Source organism: Maribellus sp. CM-23 (genome assembly GCF_021354595.1).
Lineage (GTDB): Bacteria > Bacteroidota > Bacteroidia > Bacteroidales > Prolixibacteraceae > Draconibacterium.
Genome location: NZ_JADWYJ010000004.1, coordinates 533,948 through 553,112 on the forward strand (window position 1 = coordinate 533,948; position 19,165 = coordinate 553,112).

Here is a 19,165-nt window from a genome sequence, read left to right on the forward strand (position 1 = left end):
AAAATAAGGAGATGAAAAAAATAGTATATATTTTATTATCAGTATTTATTCTTTCTTCTTGTCAGGAAGATTTATTAACTACCGTGCCGGACGATCGTATCTCAACTGAGATTTTCTGGCAAACTGAAAACGATGCTATTCTGGCTGCAAATGCAGTGTATCCAACACTCGACGGGAATGCAATTTTTGCCTACGATGGAATTACCGATGTAGTGCATACCAACCGCTTGTTTGACGACAATTCCATAATCGAAGCAGGTAATGCAGATGCAACCTTGTCGAGGTTCTTAAACGAATGGGATGCAGATTACACGGCGATCAGACGAGTGAACGACTTTATGGAAAATATTGACCGTATTGAAACCGATAACACCGGGCTTATCAACCGGCTTAAGGGCGAAGTGCGCACCATCAGGGCTTATCACTATACTAAATTAGCGATGTTGTTTGGCGATGTCCCCTTGATTATTTCCAACATTAATGTGGAAGAAGGTAAAACCATCACCAGGGACGCAGTTTCTTCGATCTGGGATTTTGTATCGACCGAGCTTACCCAAGCGGCAGAAGATCTGCCCAAAGAATATACCGGCGACGATAAAGGCCGCGTAACCAAAGGAGCTGCTTTGGCTTTAAAAGCCCGTGCAATGCTTTTTGCCGGTCGTTACTCAGAAGCGGCTACCGCTGCCAAACAGGTAATGGACCTGCAGGTGTATTCGCTGTATAATTCATACGAGGACCTTTTTCAGTACGAAGGTGAGAACTGTAACGAAGTAATTCTAGACCGACAATTTGCCAAAGATGTGTTGGCGAACAACTACTATAACGTTATTGGCCCCTGGAGCTTGATTCCGGGAAGTGCCGGTAGTGTTTATGTGCCTACTAAAAAGCTGATGGACATGTACGAAATGAAAAACGGTTTATCGATTACAGATTCTGAAAGTGGTTTCGATCCTCAAAATCCATACGAGAACCGCGATCCGCGCTTAAAGCAATCGGTTTTTGTTACGGGAGCAAGCCTGCCCAACGGAAAAACATTTAATTCAATTCCCGGAGATGCGGCGGCTACAGACCCAGTTGGCGGAACTTTGTATACCACTGCTACCGGATGGAACATCAAAAAATACATTGCCAACAGCGATTTTGATACTCCGGCGAATTCAGGAATTAACCTGATCCTGATTCGCTACGCTGAGGTATTGCTTACTTATGCCGAAGCTAAAATTGAAATGAATGAAATTGATGCTTCTGTTTACAGTGCCATCAACGACGTTCGGGCGAGGGAAAGTGTAGATATGCCCGCCATTGCTTCTTCATTATCGCAGGGCCAACTGAGAGACATCGTGCGCAAGGAACGTACTATTGAGTTGGCTTTTGAAGGAACCCGTTTGTTTGATATTCGGCGCTGGAGAATTGCTCACGAAGTAATGCCCGGCAAGGTATACGGCATGACCTACAACGATAATGGCACATTGGTAACCGTCAATATCGACGGGTACAACCGTGTATTTGATGAGGGGCGCGATTATCTGTGGCCAATCCCGCAAAGGGAAAGAGAATTGAATCCAAATTTGGAGCAGAATCCAAAATATTAATAGCTATTTTCATTGAAGTGAAAGGGTAAGGGACTGTTAACTCTTACCCTTTTTTATCTTTGTCCAGAATCCCGGTATAAAGGAAAAGAAAAGGGGACATTAAACGTAATTTGAAATTGATGAAGATGAAAAAGATGCGCATTCTTATTGCACTACTTCCATATTTATTACTAGGAAATTCATGCTCTCACACCAGCGAGCAGGAAACCACCCAAAAACCCAACGTGGTGCTGATTTATCTCGACGACAGTGGATACGGAGATTACGAACACAACGGAAATCCTGCCATTAAAACACCTCATATCACCCAATTAAAGCAGGGAGGAATTAATTTTACGCAGTTTTATGTCTCTTCTCCGGCATGTTCAGCATCACGTTATTCGCTGCTGACCGGGCGATATCCGGGGCGATCGGGACTGGGATCGTGGGTAATCGGGCCCAATTCAGAAAAACACATTCACGAAGACGAGCTAACGCTTGCCGAGGGACTAAAATCGGTCGGGTATAAAACGGGGATGTTTGGAAAGTGGCACCTGGGAACTCCCAATCAGAACAACGATTTTTCTGAGCTTACCTTGCCGCTGGCGCATGGCTTTGATGAATGGATCGGAACCAATGTATCGCACGACTACGATATTTCCATGCTCCTGAAAAGCGATCCTAATGGTAAAAATCCAATACCCGGATACAATTTGATTGCAAAAGACTTGCCTTCCGACAAACTGGCATCTGAATCATTAACCGGCGTATGTACAAAGGCCGCTGTTGATTTTATCAAACGGAACAAAGAGAATCCGTTCTTTGCCTATATTCCTTACAATATGCCGCATTTGGGACTTTTTGTAAGCGATAAATACAAAGGCACCTCGCGTAACGGTGTGCTGGGAGATGTGATGGAAGAACTCGATGCATCCATCGGGGAAATTTGCCAGGCCTTGGAAGACATAGGTGTGAAGGAAAATACCATCGTTATTTTGTCGTCGGATAACGGACCATGGATTCGTTTTAGCGATCAGTCGGAGTCCAAGTATGGAGATACACGTTTGCAGGTAGGCTATGCCACTCCGTTTCGCGATGGCAAAGGCTCAACCTGGGAAGGTGGACATCGTGTGGCCGGAATCATTAACTGGCCGGCACACATTAACGGAAACCGAAACGAGCAAACTCCGGTGAGTACGCTGGATATATTGCCCACCCTGTTTGCCATAGCCGGTGTGGAATTGCCCGCCGACAGAACCATTGACGGGCGTGATATCCGGTCGCTGCTTATGCCGGGAGAATATAAAGATACATCGGGTGAGTTTGAATTTCTCTATTCGTATGCTGATAACCAGCCTTCGGCCATTCGGAAAGGCCCCTGGAAGTTGCACGTTCGTATCGGCTCTCAAACCGGAAATAACTATGGTTTTGAGGCATCCCGCGAAAAGCCATTGCTGTTTCAGGTGGAAAAAGATTTGGGTGAAAGGATAGATGTGGCTGAACAGGAACCCGAAAAAGTGGGTGAAATGTTGTCCGATTTGGAAAAACTTGAACAGCAAATAAAAGAAGAAGGATCTTTCTGGGATAAGAATTAGTACTGTCCGGGAAAAGGCAACTATTTCGACAATTCATTTTACTACGCTGCGCTGCAACTGATTCTTTAGCAACAGCGTTGCGATAATATTTATAGAAAATTCCAGACGAAAAAAACAAGCCCCGTCGGGGCGGAACATTCTTAATTGTTTAACGGGCCAACGTTACCATAACGTTCGTTCCCCCGAACCAAAGTGGAGTAACGTTACCATAACGTTGGGCCGCCCAAACAAAAATGGAGCAAGGTTACTGTCAATTTTAAGCGTTTTCCAGGATGATTGGCAGCATATTTTTGCTATTTTTCGCATCGTAATTTTAAACCAATTAAAACGTATCCCATCGACGCGCCAACGCTTGGTTCCCTTTTGTGGAGTTTTGGGTTGTTGCGGAGATACTGGTGTCGGAAGAAAAAAGGCACCGGTTTTACGGATGGATAAGCTAAACGACTATGATCACTTTTTTTGTTTCTCTGATAATTCTGATCCTCGGATATATTTTCTATTCCCGCATTGTTGAACGCATTGACGGCATTGATGCCACCCGCGAAACACCCGCCTATTCAATGAAAGACGGAGTGGATTATTTGCCCTTGCCCTGGTGGCGCATTTTTTTGATCCAGTTTCTGAACATTGCCGGACTGGGGCCCATTTTCGGAGCCATTGCCGGTGCCATGTGGGGCCCGGTGGCCTTTTTGTGGATTGTGCTGGGATCGGTATTTGCCGGCGCTGTACACGATTATTTTTCGGGCATGCTATCGATCAAACACCGGGGATTAAGCATTACCGAGATTGTTGGTATCTATCTCGGAAAAGGAACGAAGCAAGTGATGCGCGGGTTTACTGTGATTCTGATGATCATTGTGGGCGCCGTGTTTATTATGGGACCGGCAAAAATCCTGGCAGGTCTTACGCCTGGTGCGCTTTCCATTACCTTTTGGGTGTGGGTGGTGTTTGTCTACTACCTGCTGGCCACCATGTTGCCCATCGATAAAATAATCGGCCGGTTTTACCCGATTTTTGGTTTTGCACTGGTTTTTATGGCACTCGGTTTAATCATTGCGCTTTTTGTAAAAGGCTATCAAATTCCGGAGCTGAACCTGGCAAATATTACCAATTTTCATTCGGGAGCGGATAAATTCCCGATTTTCCCGATGTTGTTTATCACCATTGCCTGTGGGGCTATTTCGGGCTTTCATGCCACGCAATCGCCGTTGATGGCACGTTGCCTTACCAATGAAAAGTACGGGCGTAGGGTGTTTTACGGAGCCATGATCACCGAAGGTGTGGTGGCTTTGATTTGGGCCGCTATCGGAATGAGTTTCTTTGGCGGAATCAGGGAACTAAACGATGTGATGAACGCCAACAACGGGAATGCGGCCTTTATTGTCAATGAAATTTCCAACTCCCTGCTGGGAACCTTGGGTGGGATACTGGCTTTACTGGGGGTTGTAGCTGCGCCCATTACCTCGGGCGATACCGCGTTCAGAAGTGCACGTTTGATTGTGGCCGATTTTCTGCGCGTGGAGCAGAAGTCCATCAAAAATCGCTTGGCGATCAGTATTCCGCTGTTTGTTATCGGTTTTCTGCTGACACAAATCGATTTTAGCATTATCTGGAGGTATTTTGCGTGGTCGAATCAAACACTGGCTACCGTGGTCCTTTGGACCATCACAGTTTACTTGCTGAAAGAGCAGAAGTTCTATTGGATAACGCTGGTGCCGGCCGTGTTTATGACCGCCGTTATTACCACTTACCTGATGTTTGCGCCGGAAGGATTTTCACTTTCCAAAGAAATATCGTATTCGGTAGGAGGGGCTGTTTCTGCGCTTGCCCTGGCTTCGTTTTTTGTGTACCAGAGAGCGCATAAAAAAATGAAAGTGAAACAAGCTGCTTATTAGGCAGAATGCTTCACTTTGATAATTATTCTATGAAGGTTGAGATCTATCCCAATGGCTGAATTCCGATTCCGGGTGCATCAATCAAGGTAATTTTTCCTTCTTTTACCAGAACGCCACTAAATACGTCGTTGCTGATCAGCAGGTTGCCATCCAGGTCGGCCCAGTCAACTTTGGGTGCCAGTTGTGCGGCAGCGGAAACGGCGCAGGAAGTTTCGGTCATACAACCGATCATCACTTTCATATCCAAAGCACGGGCGAGCGTAATCATTTTGTGTGCTTCCCGCATTCCGGTGCATTTCATCAGTTTAATATTGATGCCGGAGTAAATACCGTGTGCTTTCTTCACATCGGGGAGACGTTGCAAGGCTTCATCGGCAATAATCGGCAGCGGACTGTGTTGTGTCAGCCAGGCAATGTCGTCGATGGCCGTTTTGGGCATGGGCTGTTCCACAAACTCAATCCCTTTTTCCTGCAACCAATGTGTCATTTCCAGTGCATGTTTTTTATCGGTCCAGCCCTGGTTTACATCCACACACATGGGCACATCGGTTACCGCACGGATGGTTTCAATCATCTGTTTGTCGTTGTCGCGGCCCAGTTTTACTTTCAGAATTTTAAACTCTGCAGCTTCTTTTACTTTTTGCCTGACCACCTCGTCGGTGTCAATCCCAATGGTGAACGAGGTATTCGGGGTGTCTTCCGCATTAAATCCCCAGATTTTGTACCAGGGTTGCCCCATTATTTTTCCAAGCAGGTCGTGCAGAGCAATGTCAACCGAGGCTTTGGCAGCGCAGTTGCCTTCGGCTTTTTGGTCCACATATTCCAGTATCTCATCCAATCGAAACGGATTATTAAACTGCCCCAGATCAAGCGAGCTCAGAAAACTGGTGGCAGTTGCGTGGCTCTCGCCCAGGTAAGGCGGCATGGAAGCTTCCCCGTAGCCGATAACTCCGTCGTACTCAATCTCAGTTAGCATCACCGGAGTTGTGGTGCGCGAACTTCCTGCAAGCGTGAAAGTATGTTTCAGTTGCAGGTCGTAGGGTTTAAACCGAAGTTTCAAACCGCTTTTTAGTGTTTTTGCTTGCTTCTTGCTCATCGATGCAAATGTATTAACTCCTGCCATTCCGGCAACGGATAATAAACCGGCTGAGCGAATAAATGTCCTTCTTGACTGTTCCATGATTCTAATAATGCTTTTGCCTCTGTTTTTAACAATGATCTAATTGTACCAGGGGTGATCTTTAATCGGAATGATTTGCTCCGTATTTAATGAATTTAAAACACGACAGGCAGCAACAAGCCTCTTTTTTAAGCCTTCGTCAAAATCTTCATCTTCCGCTTGAAAGCTGTTGATTTTTACCCTGCCCGAAGAATGAATAAAACGATCGTTGCCAATGAATAATCCCACATGCGTAATACGTTCTTTACTTCGTCCAAAAAACAACAAATCGCCCGGTTGAAACTGAAACTGGCTGATGTCGAGCTGTTCGCCGTAGAGCGCCTGCTGCGATGCATCGCGGGCCAGCATAACCCCCTGCGAATAGTAAGCGGTTTTGGTAAAGCCTGAGCAGTCAACTCCTTTGGTTGATGTTCCGCCCCACAAATAAGGTCTTCCCAGCAGTTTTTTTGCGGTTGCGATAATGTTCTCCACTTCGGGAGTAATGGCCTCCCATTCGCTGAAAAGGGCACAATCGGCACTCGGGACAAAACCTTCGCGTCCGTCAGGGAATTTTACCTCAATAAACCCGTTGGTTTGTTGGCCACCTTCAAAAATACAACCCAGTACCAAATCAGAAACCGGTGCTGCACCTGCTTTGGGAGCTTCCAGTACCGACCCGCTTATTTGGGTGAAAATGTAACGGTTGGAGGCTTTCCAGTTGTTTAGTTCACTTTGCGACAGCGAAACTATTCCACTGCCATATACCCAGCCAATGTACTGATCAGGTGTTTGAATACGGTACCAGCCACCTTCCTTGTCCAATAGTTTTATTGGTGTACCCATGAGGGTTTGAGAAACCATTTCTGCTGCATAATCGGGTGTTTTTCGCATCGGGATCACCGAAAGAGTAATTAGTCCCCAAACCTGCTCTTCGAGTTGCTCACCGGGTAAAATCCGGATGGAATCAACGACCTGAATTTGTGCCTTGCCCAAGGTATCCAGCAGAAAAGCATGTGCTTCTTTCAGGTTGGTTTCTCCTTTCAGTACCACCGTTCCCTGTTTCGTTTTTTCGATCTTGAAGTTTAAAACGGCCACCCGTTTGTCGGGGGCAAACCGCGCGGAAACATCTGATAGTAACGTGTCAAACTCCTGTTCGTTGGTGGCGGTATTGCATGCCCACACACTGAGCACGAGCGCTGCTATCCAAACTGACTTTATAAACCTTCTCATAATAAATGTAAATCAACTAATTACAAAAGTAATGCAAGGGAAGGATTCAATCAATCCTTCCCTTATGTTCTTAAAATTAATCTTCAGTATCCCACCATACCGGCACTGACCAAATGTCGGTGTCAAATGCTTTCGGGTTAGAGGCGGCAAGGTTATCCGAGTTGTAGTTTACCTCGTGAGAACATTGTGCCATTCTCCTGAACCAGTAGTTTACATCGGTTTTACTTCCTCCCGGAATTTTTGTTGCGGCTACAGAGCCAAATTCTTTCGGACGGTCGTATCCAGGGTAAACCACGCCAAAACTGCCAATGTTACCAGCTGAAAAGTTGAAACGGCGCATGTCGTTCCAGTTCTGCTGTGTGAATGACATGGCAATAAATTTCTGTTGCATAATTTTAGCCATTGTTAGTTCACTGGCTGTTTGAGCAACTGCTGCACTGGCCATAAAAGCATCGATAGCGGCTTCATCCATGGGCTGTTTGCCCGGATTTTCAGAGCCGGAGTATTCTTTCAGTTTGTCATTCATGTATTCCATGTGAGCGCGAATTCCTGCTTGGTAAGCAGTCAGGGCTTCGCCAGCTTTTCCTTGTCTGAACAACACCTCCGCTTTAATAAAACACATCTCGTGATAGGTGATAATGTCCGTAGGTGATTCAGGTCTTGAGTAAAAAGTTCCGGTTGAAAGTACGGTGCCGTCGCTGGCTTTGTAGGTACTTTCTTCGGATGTTGCGCCTGTCATGGCACATAAGGCTTTGATGTTTACATAAACAGTATCACCTTGACGGTCGGCAGCTGTAGAGCTTACGCTGTAAGATTTCTTTGCCGTATCGTAGTTTACGAAAGAAGGGCCGTTTTGCAAACGGATGTTGCTGTTGATCACATCAACCCCTTTGGTACGGATGAATTGAGAAGTATAGGTTACGTCTCCTGATTGTTCGTCTTTTTGCGCAATCCAGTGTTGAGCCGAAGGAAGCATTTTGTCAGTACGCGGGTCTTCAACACCTGAACCACCAGTAAAGGTATTTTCCAGCAGGTCAACGTACCATTGGGTAAAACGTGCCCAATCTGACCAGGCGCCTGAATCGAAAATAAAGGCTGTTTTTAAGGGGTCTCCGAAGAGAACATCGCCTGTTAAATCAGCCGGATCATTCACATGGTCGATAACTGTGCCTTCAGCATTGCTTTGCGGGCCTTTGGCTATGGCGTCTAAAATGGCAGCCGGATCATAATTTGCCTTTTTCGAAATGTTATTCAGCCAACGGGCTTTTAAACCGTAAATCAGTTTGATCCACTTCTGTACATCACCACCGTTCCAGTTGTCGCCAGCTGAAAGAGGAGAAGCGGTTGCAGGTTGTGTCATCTGGAAATATTCCAAAGCTTTTTCCAATTCTGCAAAACAACCTTCGTAAATGGTTTTTCCGTCGTCGTAAACCGGAGTGAGGCTCGAGCCCAAAGCATCGGTGTAAGGCATTTCGCCGTACCAGTCAACCATTAACATAAAGCCCATTGCTTTTAAGGTGTGAGCAGCTCCCAGATAATGCCAGGCTTCTTCTTCTTCCGCTTTTGCCATAATATCGTTCAGGTTGGCTGCCGACCCTACAAACCATTGCTGGTAAGGGGTGGTAGAAGCTGAAATAACCGGATTCCATGCAGGTAAAGTACCATTGGTTCCTGTAAATGTTCTGGAAGTAATGGTTCCTGTAATCAAAGAAGCACGTACACTGGCAGCACCGTAACTATAACCGTAATGGTGTTGTATCCAGGGAAGTCGCGAGGAGGCAGATGCCACAACGTTTGTCGGGTAATCCGGATTTACGTTCACATCCAGATAATCTTTGCAGGAACCGATACCGATTAAGAGGGTTCCGAGTAAAGCTATATATAAGAATTTTTTCATGATAGCATTCATTTTAAATGATTACAATGTTATGTTCACGCCAAAGGAAAACCCTGCTGTTGAAGGAACTCCGCAATAATCAAATCCAACAGAACTTGATCCCACTACGCCTGATCCCGCTACGCTGGTTTCAGGATCCATGCCTTTGTAGTTGGTGAATAAGAGCAAATTAGTGCCGGTTAACGTAAACGACATTCGTTTGATGAGTTGTTGCTTGTTAAGGAAAGCATCCGGTACGTTATACGACAATGTAACAGTCCGCAAGCGAAGCCAGTTGGTTTTAGTAAGGTAATTACTTGTTTCGAGCGGATAATAGTTTTGCCAGTATTTGCGAATGATGTCGGCACCGTAACTGTTTTGAGTTGCACCCGATGAGGTGGTGATGGTGTACATCTGATTAGCATTGTAAGTAAACTCTTTTGCTTCGTATTCTTTTGTCTCAGGGTTTTTGGCAACTCCGCTCAGTGTCAAGGTTTCGCGGTCGAGCGAACGTTGGCTCATACCTGCATTGGTCATGTAATAGTCGGTACCGTTGAAAATATCTCCACCAACACGCAGATCGAACAAGAACGAGAAGTTCCAGTTTTTCCAGTTGATGTTGTTGTTGATACCGCCGGTGAACTTGGGCTCACGGTTTCCAACATAATGAGTTGTTGAGTTATCACTTAAAGGCATACCTGTATCCCAGTCGAGGATTACGTTGCCATTTTCGTCACGTGACCATTCCGAGCCTGATATCCCCATGAATTTACCGCCGTTAAACGATGCAGCTTTGGCGTTTCCAACCTGTACATCTGTTACATACAGTACGTCCTGGCCGGTAAGAAGGTTTTCAACCGAACCACGGTTGCCCGCCAGGTTCAATGAAACATCCCATCTTAAATCCTTTTTCTGAACCGGTGTTCCGGTAATTGAAAGCTCCATACCCTTGTTCAGCACGTTTCCTACGTTGGTTGAAAGAAGAATATAACCGGTAGTCTGGCTCAAACGCGGTGTTACAATCTGGTCGTAACTGTCGTTGGTGTAGTAGCTATAGTCAGCTGTCAGTCTTCCCTTGAAGAAATGAAGCTCTAAACCTACCTCGGTAGATGTGGTACGTTCGGGTTTCAGGTAAGGGTTACCACGTGTCCAGCTGTTGGCAACACCAACACCTGCCAAAAACTCACGAGGCGCCCACAACGATGTGGAAGTGGCATAAGGATCGGTGTCTTTACCAACTTTTGCCCACGATGCCCTGATTTTACCAAACGATAGTATATCATTTTTACGTAACAATTCGGTAAATACAAAACTACCGCTTACCGATGAGTAGAAATACGAATTATTCTCTTCGGGCAAAGTAGAAGTCCAGTCATTACGTCCGGTAAATGTTAAGTAAGCGATGCTTTTGTACGAAGTACGTAATTCGCCATAAGCACCAATTAATCTTTTGGTGGAGTGTCCCGATTGGAACGATTTGTTCCCTTCGTTAATGTTTTCGAAGCTGTAAATACCGTCACTCACAAAATCGTAGCCTCTTCTGCGCTGGGTGGTAACTTTTGTTTCTTCGGTTGATTGCCCCAACATTAAATTGAAATCGAAATCATCCACTTTTTTGTTGAAGTTCAGCATCAGGTTCGAAGAAAGATATTTGTATACAACATCGCTCTCCGACATGAATCCATTCTGATACGTTTCCTTAATGGCCCCGCCCGGTGCAATAAATGTATGGTCATTTTTAGTGTAGGTATCGTAGCCTAAACGATAGTTGATGTTAAACCAGTCGGTAGCATCGAGAACGGTGTAGACGGTTCCGGTAAAACGGTCGGTCTCGTCACTTAAGCTATTTTTGTTGATGATCCAGTATGGGTTTTCCACATCGTCTGATAAGTCCTGAAGACCTTCAAACATGCGGTATTTGCTTCCGTCCTCATTCAGGTACTTGGTCATATCGTCGCTGGGAGCCCATGAGTAAATAGCTGTCATGGCACCATTGCCGCCGGCCGACCAAAGACCTGAGGTAGTCAGCGTTTTATCGGTGTTGGCGTTGGAGAAAGCTACGTTGGCACCCACGGTCAGTTTCCCGTATTTCTGATCGCCGTTAAAACGGAAAGTCGATTTGTCATAACCGGTTTCAGGAACAATTCCTTGCTGGTCGTAACGCGAAGCCGAGAAGAAAAAAGAACCTTTGTCATTTCCGCCCGAGATGCTTACGCTGTTATCCCAAACCGAACCATTCTGGAAGAAGTTTTCAATGTTATTGTAGATCTGGTCTCCCGAAGAGAACGGGTCGCCCCACGATTGAGTGGTATAGTCGCTAAACACACCGGCCTCGTTGTAATAACCTCTTTTGTACATATTCTGTTGCTCGGGGTAACGATTCACCCAGTTAACAGACAATTTGGAGCTCATATTCACCTGAACCGCTCCTTTACCACCGGTTTTGGTGGTTATCAGAATAACACCCGCCGCAGCACGCGAACCATAAAGTGCTGTAGCGGCCGGCCCTTTCAGGATCGACATACTTTCGATGTCTTCCGGGTTGATGTCCATGATACGGTTACTGGACGAAGTAGCCAGTTTACCCATGCCGTCGAAACCCGTGTTTCCCCCAATTGGTGTTGAGTTGTCGTAAATAACCCCGTCAACCACAAAAAGAGGCTGGTTGTCACGTTCCAGTGAAGTACCTCCGCGAACAATGATTTGCGCACCGGCACCAGCTGATCCGCTACTTTGTGTAACGTTTACCCCGGCAATTTTTCCGCTCATTGAGTTGATTACGTTCGGACTTTTGTTTTTCAGAATTTCATCGCTCGAGATTTCCTGTACGGCATATCCCAGCGCTTTCTTTTCCTTCCGGATTCCCATCGCAGTAACAACCACTTCATCCATTTCTTCCGTGTCAGGTTCCATGGATACAGTAAAATCGTTCTTTGTTCCAACAGTAAATTCCTGTGTTATCATACCGATGAAAGAAAATACCAGGACTGATTTTTCTTCTACCGACAATTGGAAACTACCGTTTACATCGGTTATGGTACCGTTTGTGGTACCTTTTTCATACACACTTACACCAGGCAACGGAGTGCCGGTTAATTTTTCAGAGACGATTCCGCTAACCGTCTTTTTTTGAGCAATTGCCAGTGAAGACAATAAACACAAAATGAAAATGAATAGTACGCTTTTTCGCATAATCACAAATTTTGGTTTTAATACTGAATAATTTTGGTTCTATTTTATATGCTATAAAAGTCAGGATGAAATGTTCCTTTTGGGTAATTGAGCATAATTTAATGTTAGGTAATTTATCGTTAATGAGTTATTTGCTTGGTAATAAGTACGCTGGTTTATTAAGTTTTTTTATGTTCATTAGGAAAGAAAGGTTGTTTTATTTATGATTTATATGATTTTTCTTATTTATTTTTTAATGCTCAAATAATGAATCTCGCTTACGGAGTCTGCTGGTATTGCAGGCAGGCAACCTTTCCGTCTAACAGCGAAACCAGTATTCGTTGCTTATCCAGTGGTAAAATGTAATTGACCAAGGCATTGGAAAGCTTGTATTTCCATGCCACTTCCTGTGTGGTTTTGTCGACCGCGCACACAATACCGCTTGTGGTAGGAACAAACACCAGGTTTCCGGCCTCGGTAATGGGAGAGGGGGCAATTTCATACCCCAGATCGGCCTTGCACTCCCAGGCAAGTTTTTGCTCATCAGCCGCCGAGTAGAAAGCATCCACGTTTCCTTCGTGCATGTTTTTTATGTAAATGAGTGATCCATCAGCTGAAATTCCGATGGATTCGCGGCACGAATATTTTTTTGAATGCCAGATCTCCTGCCCGGTTTGCGCATCCATAGCGGTCATGTGCTGGTCGGGGGCCACAATAAATATTTTTCCGTTGGCAGCTACCGGCCACACTGCTGCCGGCGATAACATCCGGTTGGTGTATTTTTCGCGCTTCCATTCCAGCTTTCCGCTTTTTGCATCGAGTGCATAAAACGTATTGCCCCACGATCCGAAATAAACTTTGTCTTCATAGATAAGCGGTTTACTTTCCACAAAGTTTTTTACCCCGGTAAATTCCCAATTTAGCTTGCCGGTCTTCAGGTTGATGGAACGGAAAATTCCCTCAGATGAACCGATATAAACCGAGTTTTTATCGATAACAGGTGATGCAACGATCGATTTTCCGGTGGCGAAGCTCCAGTACTTTTTCCCGGTTTTCAGATCGAGACAGTAAATATAATTGTCGGTTGAAGCGAAAACCACCTTGTTTTTCGAAATAGCCGGTGTAGAGTAGATTTTTCCGCTGGTTTGAAACTGCCAAAGTGTTTGCCCGGTGTTAACGTCAAGCGCTACAATTGCTCCTGCGGCATTGCCGTAAATGGCTGTGTTGCCTGCACTGGCCAATCCGGTGCCAATGTCACTTACATCCTGTACTTCCCAAACCTTTGAAACGCCAGGATATTTGTTATTTATCGAATAATCCGGACGAGGGTATTCTGTTTGATCAGTAGTAAATTGATGGTTTATCAGCGGGACTTTACACCATACTTCGTGTGTTTTCAGGCCTGGAGTTCGTTCGGAGTAAAACATGGTATCCTGTTGGATGGTAACAAGATTGTAGCCACCTATTTCCTTTTTTGCCCGTAGGTTGGAGCGACCCATCACACCGGGAATGCCTTCAAAATCAAATAATTTGTTGGAGTGGCCGTGTCCCAGCAAGTCGGCCTGTATATTTCGTGTTTTTAGCAGATCGATGATTTTGTCCCAGTTCGAAAGAGAGTTGTCAAGCGGGTAATGATTCACAAAAATGATCGGTTGACCGGGATTTTTCATGTTCGTCAAAACCGAGTCGAGGAAAACGATTTGCTCGTGTGGTACCAGCCCGGGAGCCATTCGCATGTTGGGGCCGCTGGCTGTTCCTATAAATAAATAGCCACCGGCTTCGAAACTAAATTCCTCGCATCCGAAAATCCGGACAAAGCTGTTGTTCCCACTTTCCGACCATTTGGAATCATGATTTCCCGGCACAATGTACCAGGGTTTATTGAGTTTTGAAATGATTGATTTCGCTTCATTCAGCTCTTCATCGGAGCCAAATTCAGTAATGTCTCCTGAAAGAATCACAAAGTCGATATCATCCTGAGCATTGATATCGTTGACGGTGATTGTCAGGTCCTCGGCACCGGTGCTTCCTCCCACATGAGTATCGGTAACATGCGCAAAACGAAATGTTTGTGCTGAAAGTATTCCTATTTGAAAACTCAGGAGGAAGAGGAAGGTAATTTTTTTCATTTAGCTACTTAAATTGAAATATTGATGATCGCGTCGTATAAAATCTACTTGTTTTCTCTTAGCCAATCGGTTATTCCTTTACGAATTTTCTTGGCAACTTTCTTTTGAAAATGTGGATCGCTTATCCGTTTTTCATCCGCCTCGTTGCTTAAAAAAGCCACTTCAACCAGGCAGTTTGGATATTCAGTAGGGCCATTCAGTGAAAAGTTAAAATTGCCAATATTGCCGAAGTCATTTAGTCCGAGTTCAAGCATTCTGTTTAAGACGGTTACCGTAAGTGGCTTAAATCCGATATAACGGTAGTAAGTGCTTGCCCCGCTTATTTTAGGATTGGAAGAGGCATTGTGATGAATGCTGATTAAGAGATCCGGATTTTCTTCCCGTAACATTAATGTGCGATCCGTCATACTTATGTCTTCATCATTATTTCGGGTCATAAATACTTCGGCTCCGCGGCGTTTTAAATACGTTTCTAGTTTTTGGGCTACCTGCAGGTTACAGTCTTTTTCTTTAATACCGGTTTTTACCCCAGCAGCACCGCGGCTTGAACCACCATGTCCTGCATCTATGGCAATCTTCATGTTTTTTAACGCAAGGCGAGGCGGCTGGCGTTTTATCGAAATTCGTAAGGATTTATCTTTATAGGCAATAGAATATCCCCAGATTTGTTGATGTTTTAGTTCGATAATAACGCGAAAAACATCGTCTTCTATTTGGTCGTAAAACACATTTTTTATTTCAGTTGCCGATTGGTGTTGTGTAATCCAGTTCGAGTTGTTGGTTGCGCCGTAAATATCTACAACTATCCGTGAGGGATTGATCATCTGGATACTTTTGTAGGGGAGCCTTTCGTCCAGCCGAATCGCCACAACGTCATTGTTTTCGTCTCCTCCAACATTCCAGGAAGAGGTAAGGGAGTACGAAGGTTTGGATTTCAACCCTGAAAGTTGAACATTTTCTTTCGGGATAAAAGCTTTATGATTTTTTGACAGCTGTACAACATAGTCATCACCTACACTGTCAATAACCTGCAAAACAACCGCAGTATCCAGATAAGTCATCTTTGCTCCGCCAAGACGGTCAACCCCCGGGCCGTATTTCAGGTAGGGCAAATCTCCGATGGTTGTTCCTTTTAGTACAAGGTCATTGTTGTGTGTTTGAACACTGTCGGTTTGTGCATGTAACCCTGAAAAGCAATAAATACCTATGAGGAATAAGAATGTTTTTATTCCGGTCGAATAACGATTGTCCATTTTATTGTTTTTCAATAACATCATACTACTCAATTAATTTCAATCTTTTGCCTGGGAAAGGTAATTTGGGCAATCCTGATTTGGTTTGCGAAAAACACCGTTCCTGAAAAAAGTAGTGTAAAAGTTGTTGTCGTATTCCTAAAATCTAATTTTCGTCGTATAAAAGATAGTTTTTACGCATTAGTTTGAACTTGTCCAAATCCTCCTGCCAACTTGCACGGATTTGTTCCTCGCTGAGTCCTTCTATGATTTGTTTGCGCAGTTGGTCGGTGCCGGCAAGTTTGTCGAAAAAAGGTGTGAAGAAATTTTCCTTGTCGTTGCATTTCTGGTAAAAATCGATGACGTATTTTATCTCAAGTTGCCTAATATCCTGGAGCTGACTCAGTGTCATGCCCGATAGGTCGTAGCCGTAACAGGTTTCACCTTCAAATTTTGGATGAAGCGCCAGTACGGGGATTGATTTGGGAACGTATGAAAAATCCTGCGGCGTATAATACGGTGCGCCAAATTGCTGAAAAGGTTTGTAAGTTCCCCGGCCTTCGTTTACTTCGGCACCTTCAAACAAACAAATGGACGGGTAAAGGTAAATTGATTTCATTTCTGCCAGATTTGGCGAAGGAAAAACGGGTAGCTGGTACTTTGTTTCGTGCGTATAATTTTCAACTTTAATAACTTCAAGATCACATTGAATACCATCCTTTAGCCAGCGTTCGCCGTTCACCATCATTGCATACTCTCCAACTGTCAAGCCATGAACTACCGGGATGGGGTATAAGCCTACGCCGCTTTCAAAACCTGGCTCTAACATAGGACCGTCGACGTAATAACCAATGGGGTTAGGACGATCGAGAACCATAACTTTTATCCCATTTTCGGCCGATGCTTCCATTACCCTGGTCATTGTATTAATATAAGTGAAGAAGCGCACACCAACATCCTGCATATCAAAAACCATCACGTCAATACCCTCAAGTATTTCAGGCGTGGGTTTCCGGTTCTTGCCATATAATGAGTACACAGGAATTCCGGTCTCCGGATCGGTTGTTCCATCCACATCCTTTCCTCTTTCGACATTGCCTTTATACCCATGCTCGGGTGCGTAAATGCCATTTACATCCACACCTTTACTAACCAGGAAATTGATTAAGTGAACTGAATCAACCATTGAACTTTGGTTGATAACCAACCCGACTTTTTTCCCTGCCAGCATTGGAAGGTAAATCTCTGAGCGTTCAGCACCAACGATCACTTTTGGTGCTGAATGTTCAGGAGAGTTGGTACATCCGGCCATTAAAATGTAGGCGAGAATGAAGAGTGAAAGAGTGAGCCCCGGTTTCATATAATAAATGTTTTGTTCTTGTTGAACGATCAAAATGATTAAAACTGTATGATAAAGAGAGACTGCCGTGAATATTCAGCAGCCTCTCTTTTATAATGCTAAAGCAATTGATGCTTAGTTCCAACCCGGAGTTTGAGTTAGGGTATAACCCTTGTCCAGGTATTCGCTGATTTGTGCATTTCCGATAGGAGCAAGATATACCCGATCCGTGAAAATATCGCGTTCGGCAATGCTTTCAGGAACAAAATACCCTACCATTTCAGCACTATTGGTTCCGTCGTAGGTTACAATTGTTCCGTTTTCTTTTGCTACTTTCAATACACCTTCTTTTTCTTCAACCAGCCACTCGGGAAATTCAGTCTGGAAATCAATCCACAAACCACGCATAATATCAGGATTTTCTGATGCTTTCATGTAATTGATTTTATTCCAGCGTTTAATATCCAGCAAGCGGGAGTGTTCGTATACAAACTCCATTCTGCGTTCGCGTCTGATCTCCCAAATCAATGCAGGGACATCGGTGTCGCGTTCCGGGTCATCCGGAATAGCATTTAACATCAAAGGAGCTGTTGGCGTAATGCCTTTCTCTGTTGCAACTGCATCAAGCGGGCGTTGACGGATGGCATTGATGGAGGCATCTAGGTCGGCCTGAGTAACTGCTGCTCCACTCATGGTGGCCATTTCTGCTTTTGCTTCAATCCAGTTTAACACAACTTCGGACAAACGCATAACAGGTGCATCGTTTGTATTGGTATTTGATCCATACATCGGAGGGTAGCTAGATCCATAAAGGGTAGGTCCAATCCTGTCGATGAACTTATCTGCATACAACAAAGTGGCCGATTCTTTCATCGGAGCATCCCAAAAGGTTGCTTCAAAACGTGGGTCGCGGGTGGCGATCATATTTGAGAGATCTAATTTATCTGCATTTTCAACTGTCGAAAGCTGGTACGGTTTTCCGTCGTTACAGATAAATGCCTTAGCTAGTGCCAGGTTAGGAGCAGTTCCTTGTCCTTCTGTTAAGTTTGAATAAGATGCAACATGGTGTGTTACCCCCAAGGCTGCATCGTAGTGCCGGTACATAATCACTTCTTTATTGCTTGCCAAGTCCTGAGATCCAAAAAGAGAGCGGAAATCACTTGTAAAAGAATATTTCCCGGAGCTCATTACAATGTTGGCAGCTTTGACTGCTTGTTGCAGATATTTATTTGCCTTGGCAGTATTGTTCATGTGATATTTTTGCCAGGTGCCTTCAAACAGCATAAAACGGGAAATAAAACCGGCGGCGATGTAACGGTTGAGGTACTGCGCATTGCCGTCCGAAGTTCTCATATTCTCCAATACGTATTCAAAGTCTTCGTAAACTTTATCCATTACCATGGTGCGATCGTCCCGGTCTTTGTACAATGTATCCAGTTCAGAGTCTTCGATTACTCTGCCATAATAAGGAACATCTCCAAAAACACTAACCAAACGGCTGTATTCGTAGCCTCTGAAGAAGCGGGCAACAGCACTCCAGTGATTGTATGATTCGTCATTCAGAATACTCCCTTTCATTCCATCTATACGGTCGAGGTACAGGTTTGATTTTCTAACCCAGGAAAAGTTCCAAGTTGGGCCTGCATATGTCGTTTCCATACTGGGCGTTGAGCTTGTGCTTGCTCTTGAAGAGGGAGCCTGTGTTTCGAAACCACCTTGTTTCCCCCTTGAAGTAAAGTCGTCAGAAAAATAATATCCACGTAATGGCGCATAAGCTGTTCCCCATGCTACGTTATATCCAACAAAGTAATTCTCGTAAAAACCATGGGAAAACAGACGGACATTGTTTTCCGAAGTCCAGTAGTTATCATCGTTCATCTCTGTCAGCGATGGCCTGTCCAGAAAATCGTCGCAGCCAATAAATACAAGCAGGATGAAGGTCATTAAAATTAAACTATACTTTTTCAT

11 protein-coding genes are annotated in these 19,165 nt (G+C 44.6%); 3 read left to right on the forward strand and 8 right to left on the reverse strand.

The annotated features are described in order from the left end of the window. The first annotated feature begins 11 nt into the window (after window positions 1-11). The 3 genes from INQ51_RS16035 (at window position 12) to INQ51_RS16045 (ending at window position 5,061) form a co-directional block, all read left to right on the forward strand. The gene (locus INQ51_RS16035) at window positions 12-1,592 is read left to right on the forward strand and encodes a RagB/SusD family nutrient uptake outer membrane protein (protein WP_233378964.1); all 1,581 of its coding nucleotides are present in this window, start codon (window positions 12-14) and stop codon (window positions 1,590-1,592) included. A gap of 125 nt (window positions 1,593-1,717) precedes the next feature. Beyond that, on the forward strand, window positions 1,718-3,166 hold the full coding sequence (locus INQ51_RS16040) for a sulfatase (protein WP_233378965.1): 1,449 nt from the start codon (window positions 1,718-1,720) through the stop codon (window positions 3,164-3,166). Window positions 3,167-3,612: 446 nt separating this feature from the next. Then, window positions 3,613-5,061, forward strand: coding sequence for a carbon starvation protein A (locus tag INQ51_RS16045; RefSeq protein ID WP_233378966.1), 1,449 nt, complete (start codon window positions 3,613-3,615; stop codon window positions 5,059-5,061). A 43-nt stretch (window positions 5,062-5,104) separates the two neighbouring features. Here INQ51_RS16045 and INQ51_RS16050 read toward each other — a convergent pair whose 3' ends face one another. From INQ51_RS16050 to INQ51_RS16085, 8 genes are all read right to left on the reverse strand, one after another. Next, a complete protein-coding gene (locus INQ51_RS16050; protein WP_233378967.1) occupies window positions 5,105-6,241 on the reverse strand; it encodes a dipeptide epimerase in 1,137 nt (378 codons plus the stop codon). Window positions 6,242-6,280: 39 nt separating this feature from the next. Continuing rightward, window positions 6,281-7,450 carry a C40 family peptidase gene (locus INQ51_RS16055; RefSeq protein ID WP_233378968.1) on the reverse strand — a complete coding sequence of 390 codons (1,170 nt, stop codon included), beginning with the start codon at window positions 7,448-7,450 and terminating at the stop codon, window positions 6,281-6,283. 76 nt (window positions 7,451-7,526) lie between these two features. Further along, window positions 7,527-9,347 (reverse strand): SusD/RagB family nutrient-binding outer membrane lipoprotein, encoded by a 1,821-nt coding sequence (locus INQ51_RS16060; protein WP_233378969.1) that lies wholly within the window; start codon window positions 9,345-9,347, stop codon window positions 7,527-7,529. Between the two features lie 21 nt (window positions 9,348-9,368). Then, window positions 9,369-12,518 (reverse strand): SusC/RagA family TonB-linked outer membrane protein, encoded by a 3,150-nt coding sequence (locus tag INQ51_RS16065; RefSeq protein ID WP_233378970.1) that lies wholly within the window; start codon window positions 12,516-12,518, stop codon window positions 9,369-9,371. 257 nt (window positions 12,519-12,775) lie between these two features. Next, a complete protein-coding gene (locus INQ51_RS16070) occupies window positions 12,776-14,626 on the reverse strand; it encodes a PQQ-binding-like beta-propeller repeat protein (RefSeq protein WP_233378971.1) in 1,851 nt (616 codons plus the stop codon). A gap of 44 nt (window positions 14,627-14,670) precedes the next feature. Next, complete coding sequence (locus tag INQ51_RS16075) at window positions 14,671-15,879, reverse strand: N-acetylmuramoyl-L-alanine amidase (protein WP_233378972.1); 1,209 nt, start codon at window positions 15,877-15,879, stop codon at window positions 14,671-14,673. Window positions 15,880-16,024: 145 nt separating this feature from the next. After that, a complete protein-coding gene (locus INQ51_RS16080; protein WP_233378973.1) occupies window positions 16,025-17,218 on the reverse strand; it encodes an exo-beta-N-acetylmuramidase NamZ domain-containing protein in 1,194 nt (397 codons plus the stop codon). 114 nt (window positions 17,219-17,332) lie between these two features. Continuing rightward, window positions 17,333-19,165, reverse strand: coding sequence for a RagB/SusD family nutrient uptake outer membrane protein (locus tag INQ51_RS16085; RefSeq protein WP_233378974.1), 1,833 nt, complete (start codon window positions 19,163-19,165; stop codon window positions 17,333-17,335).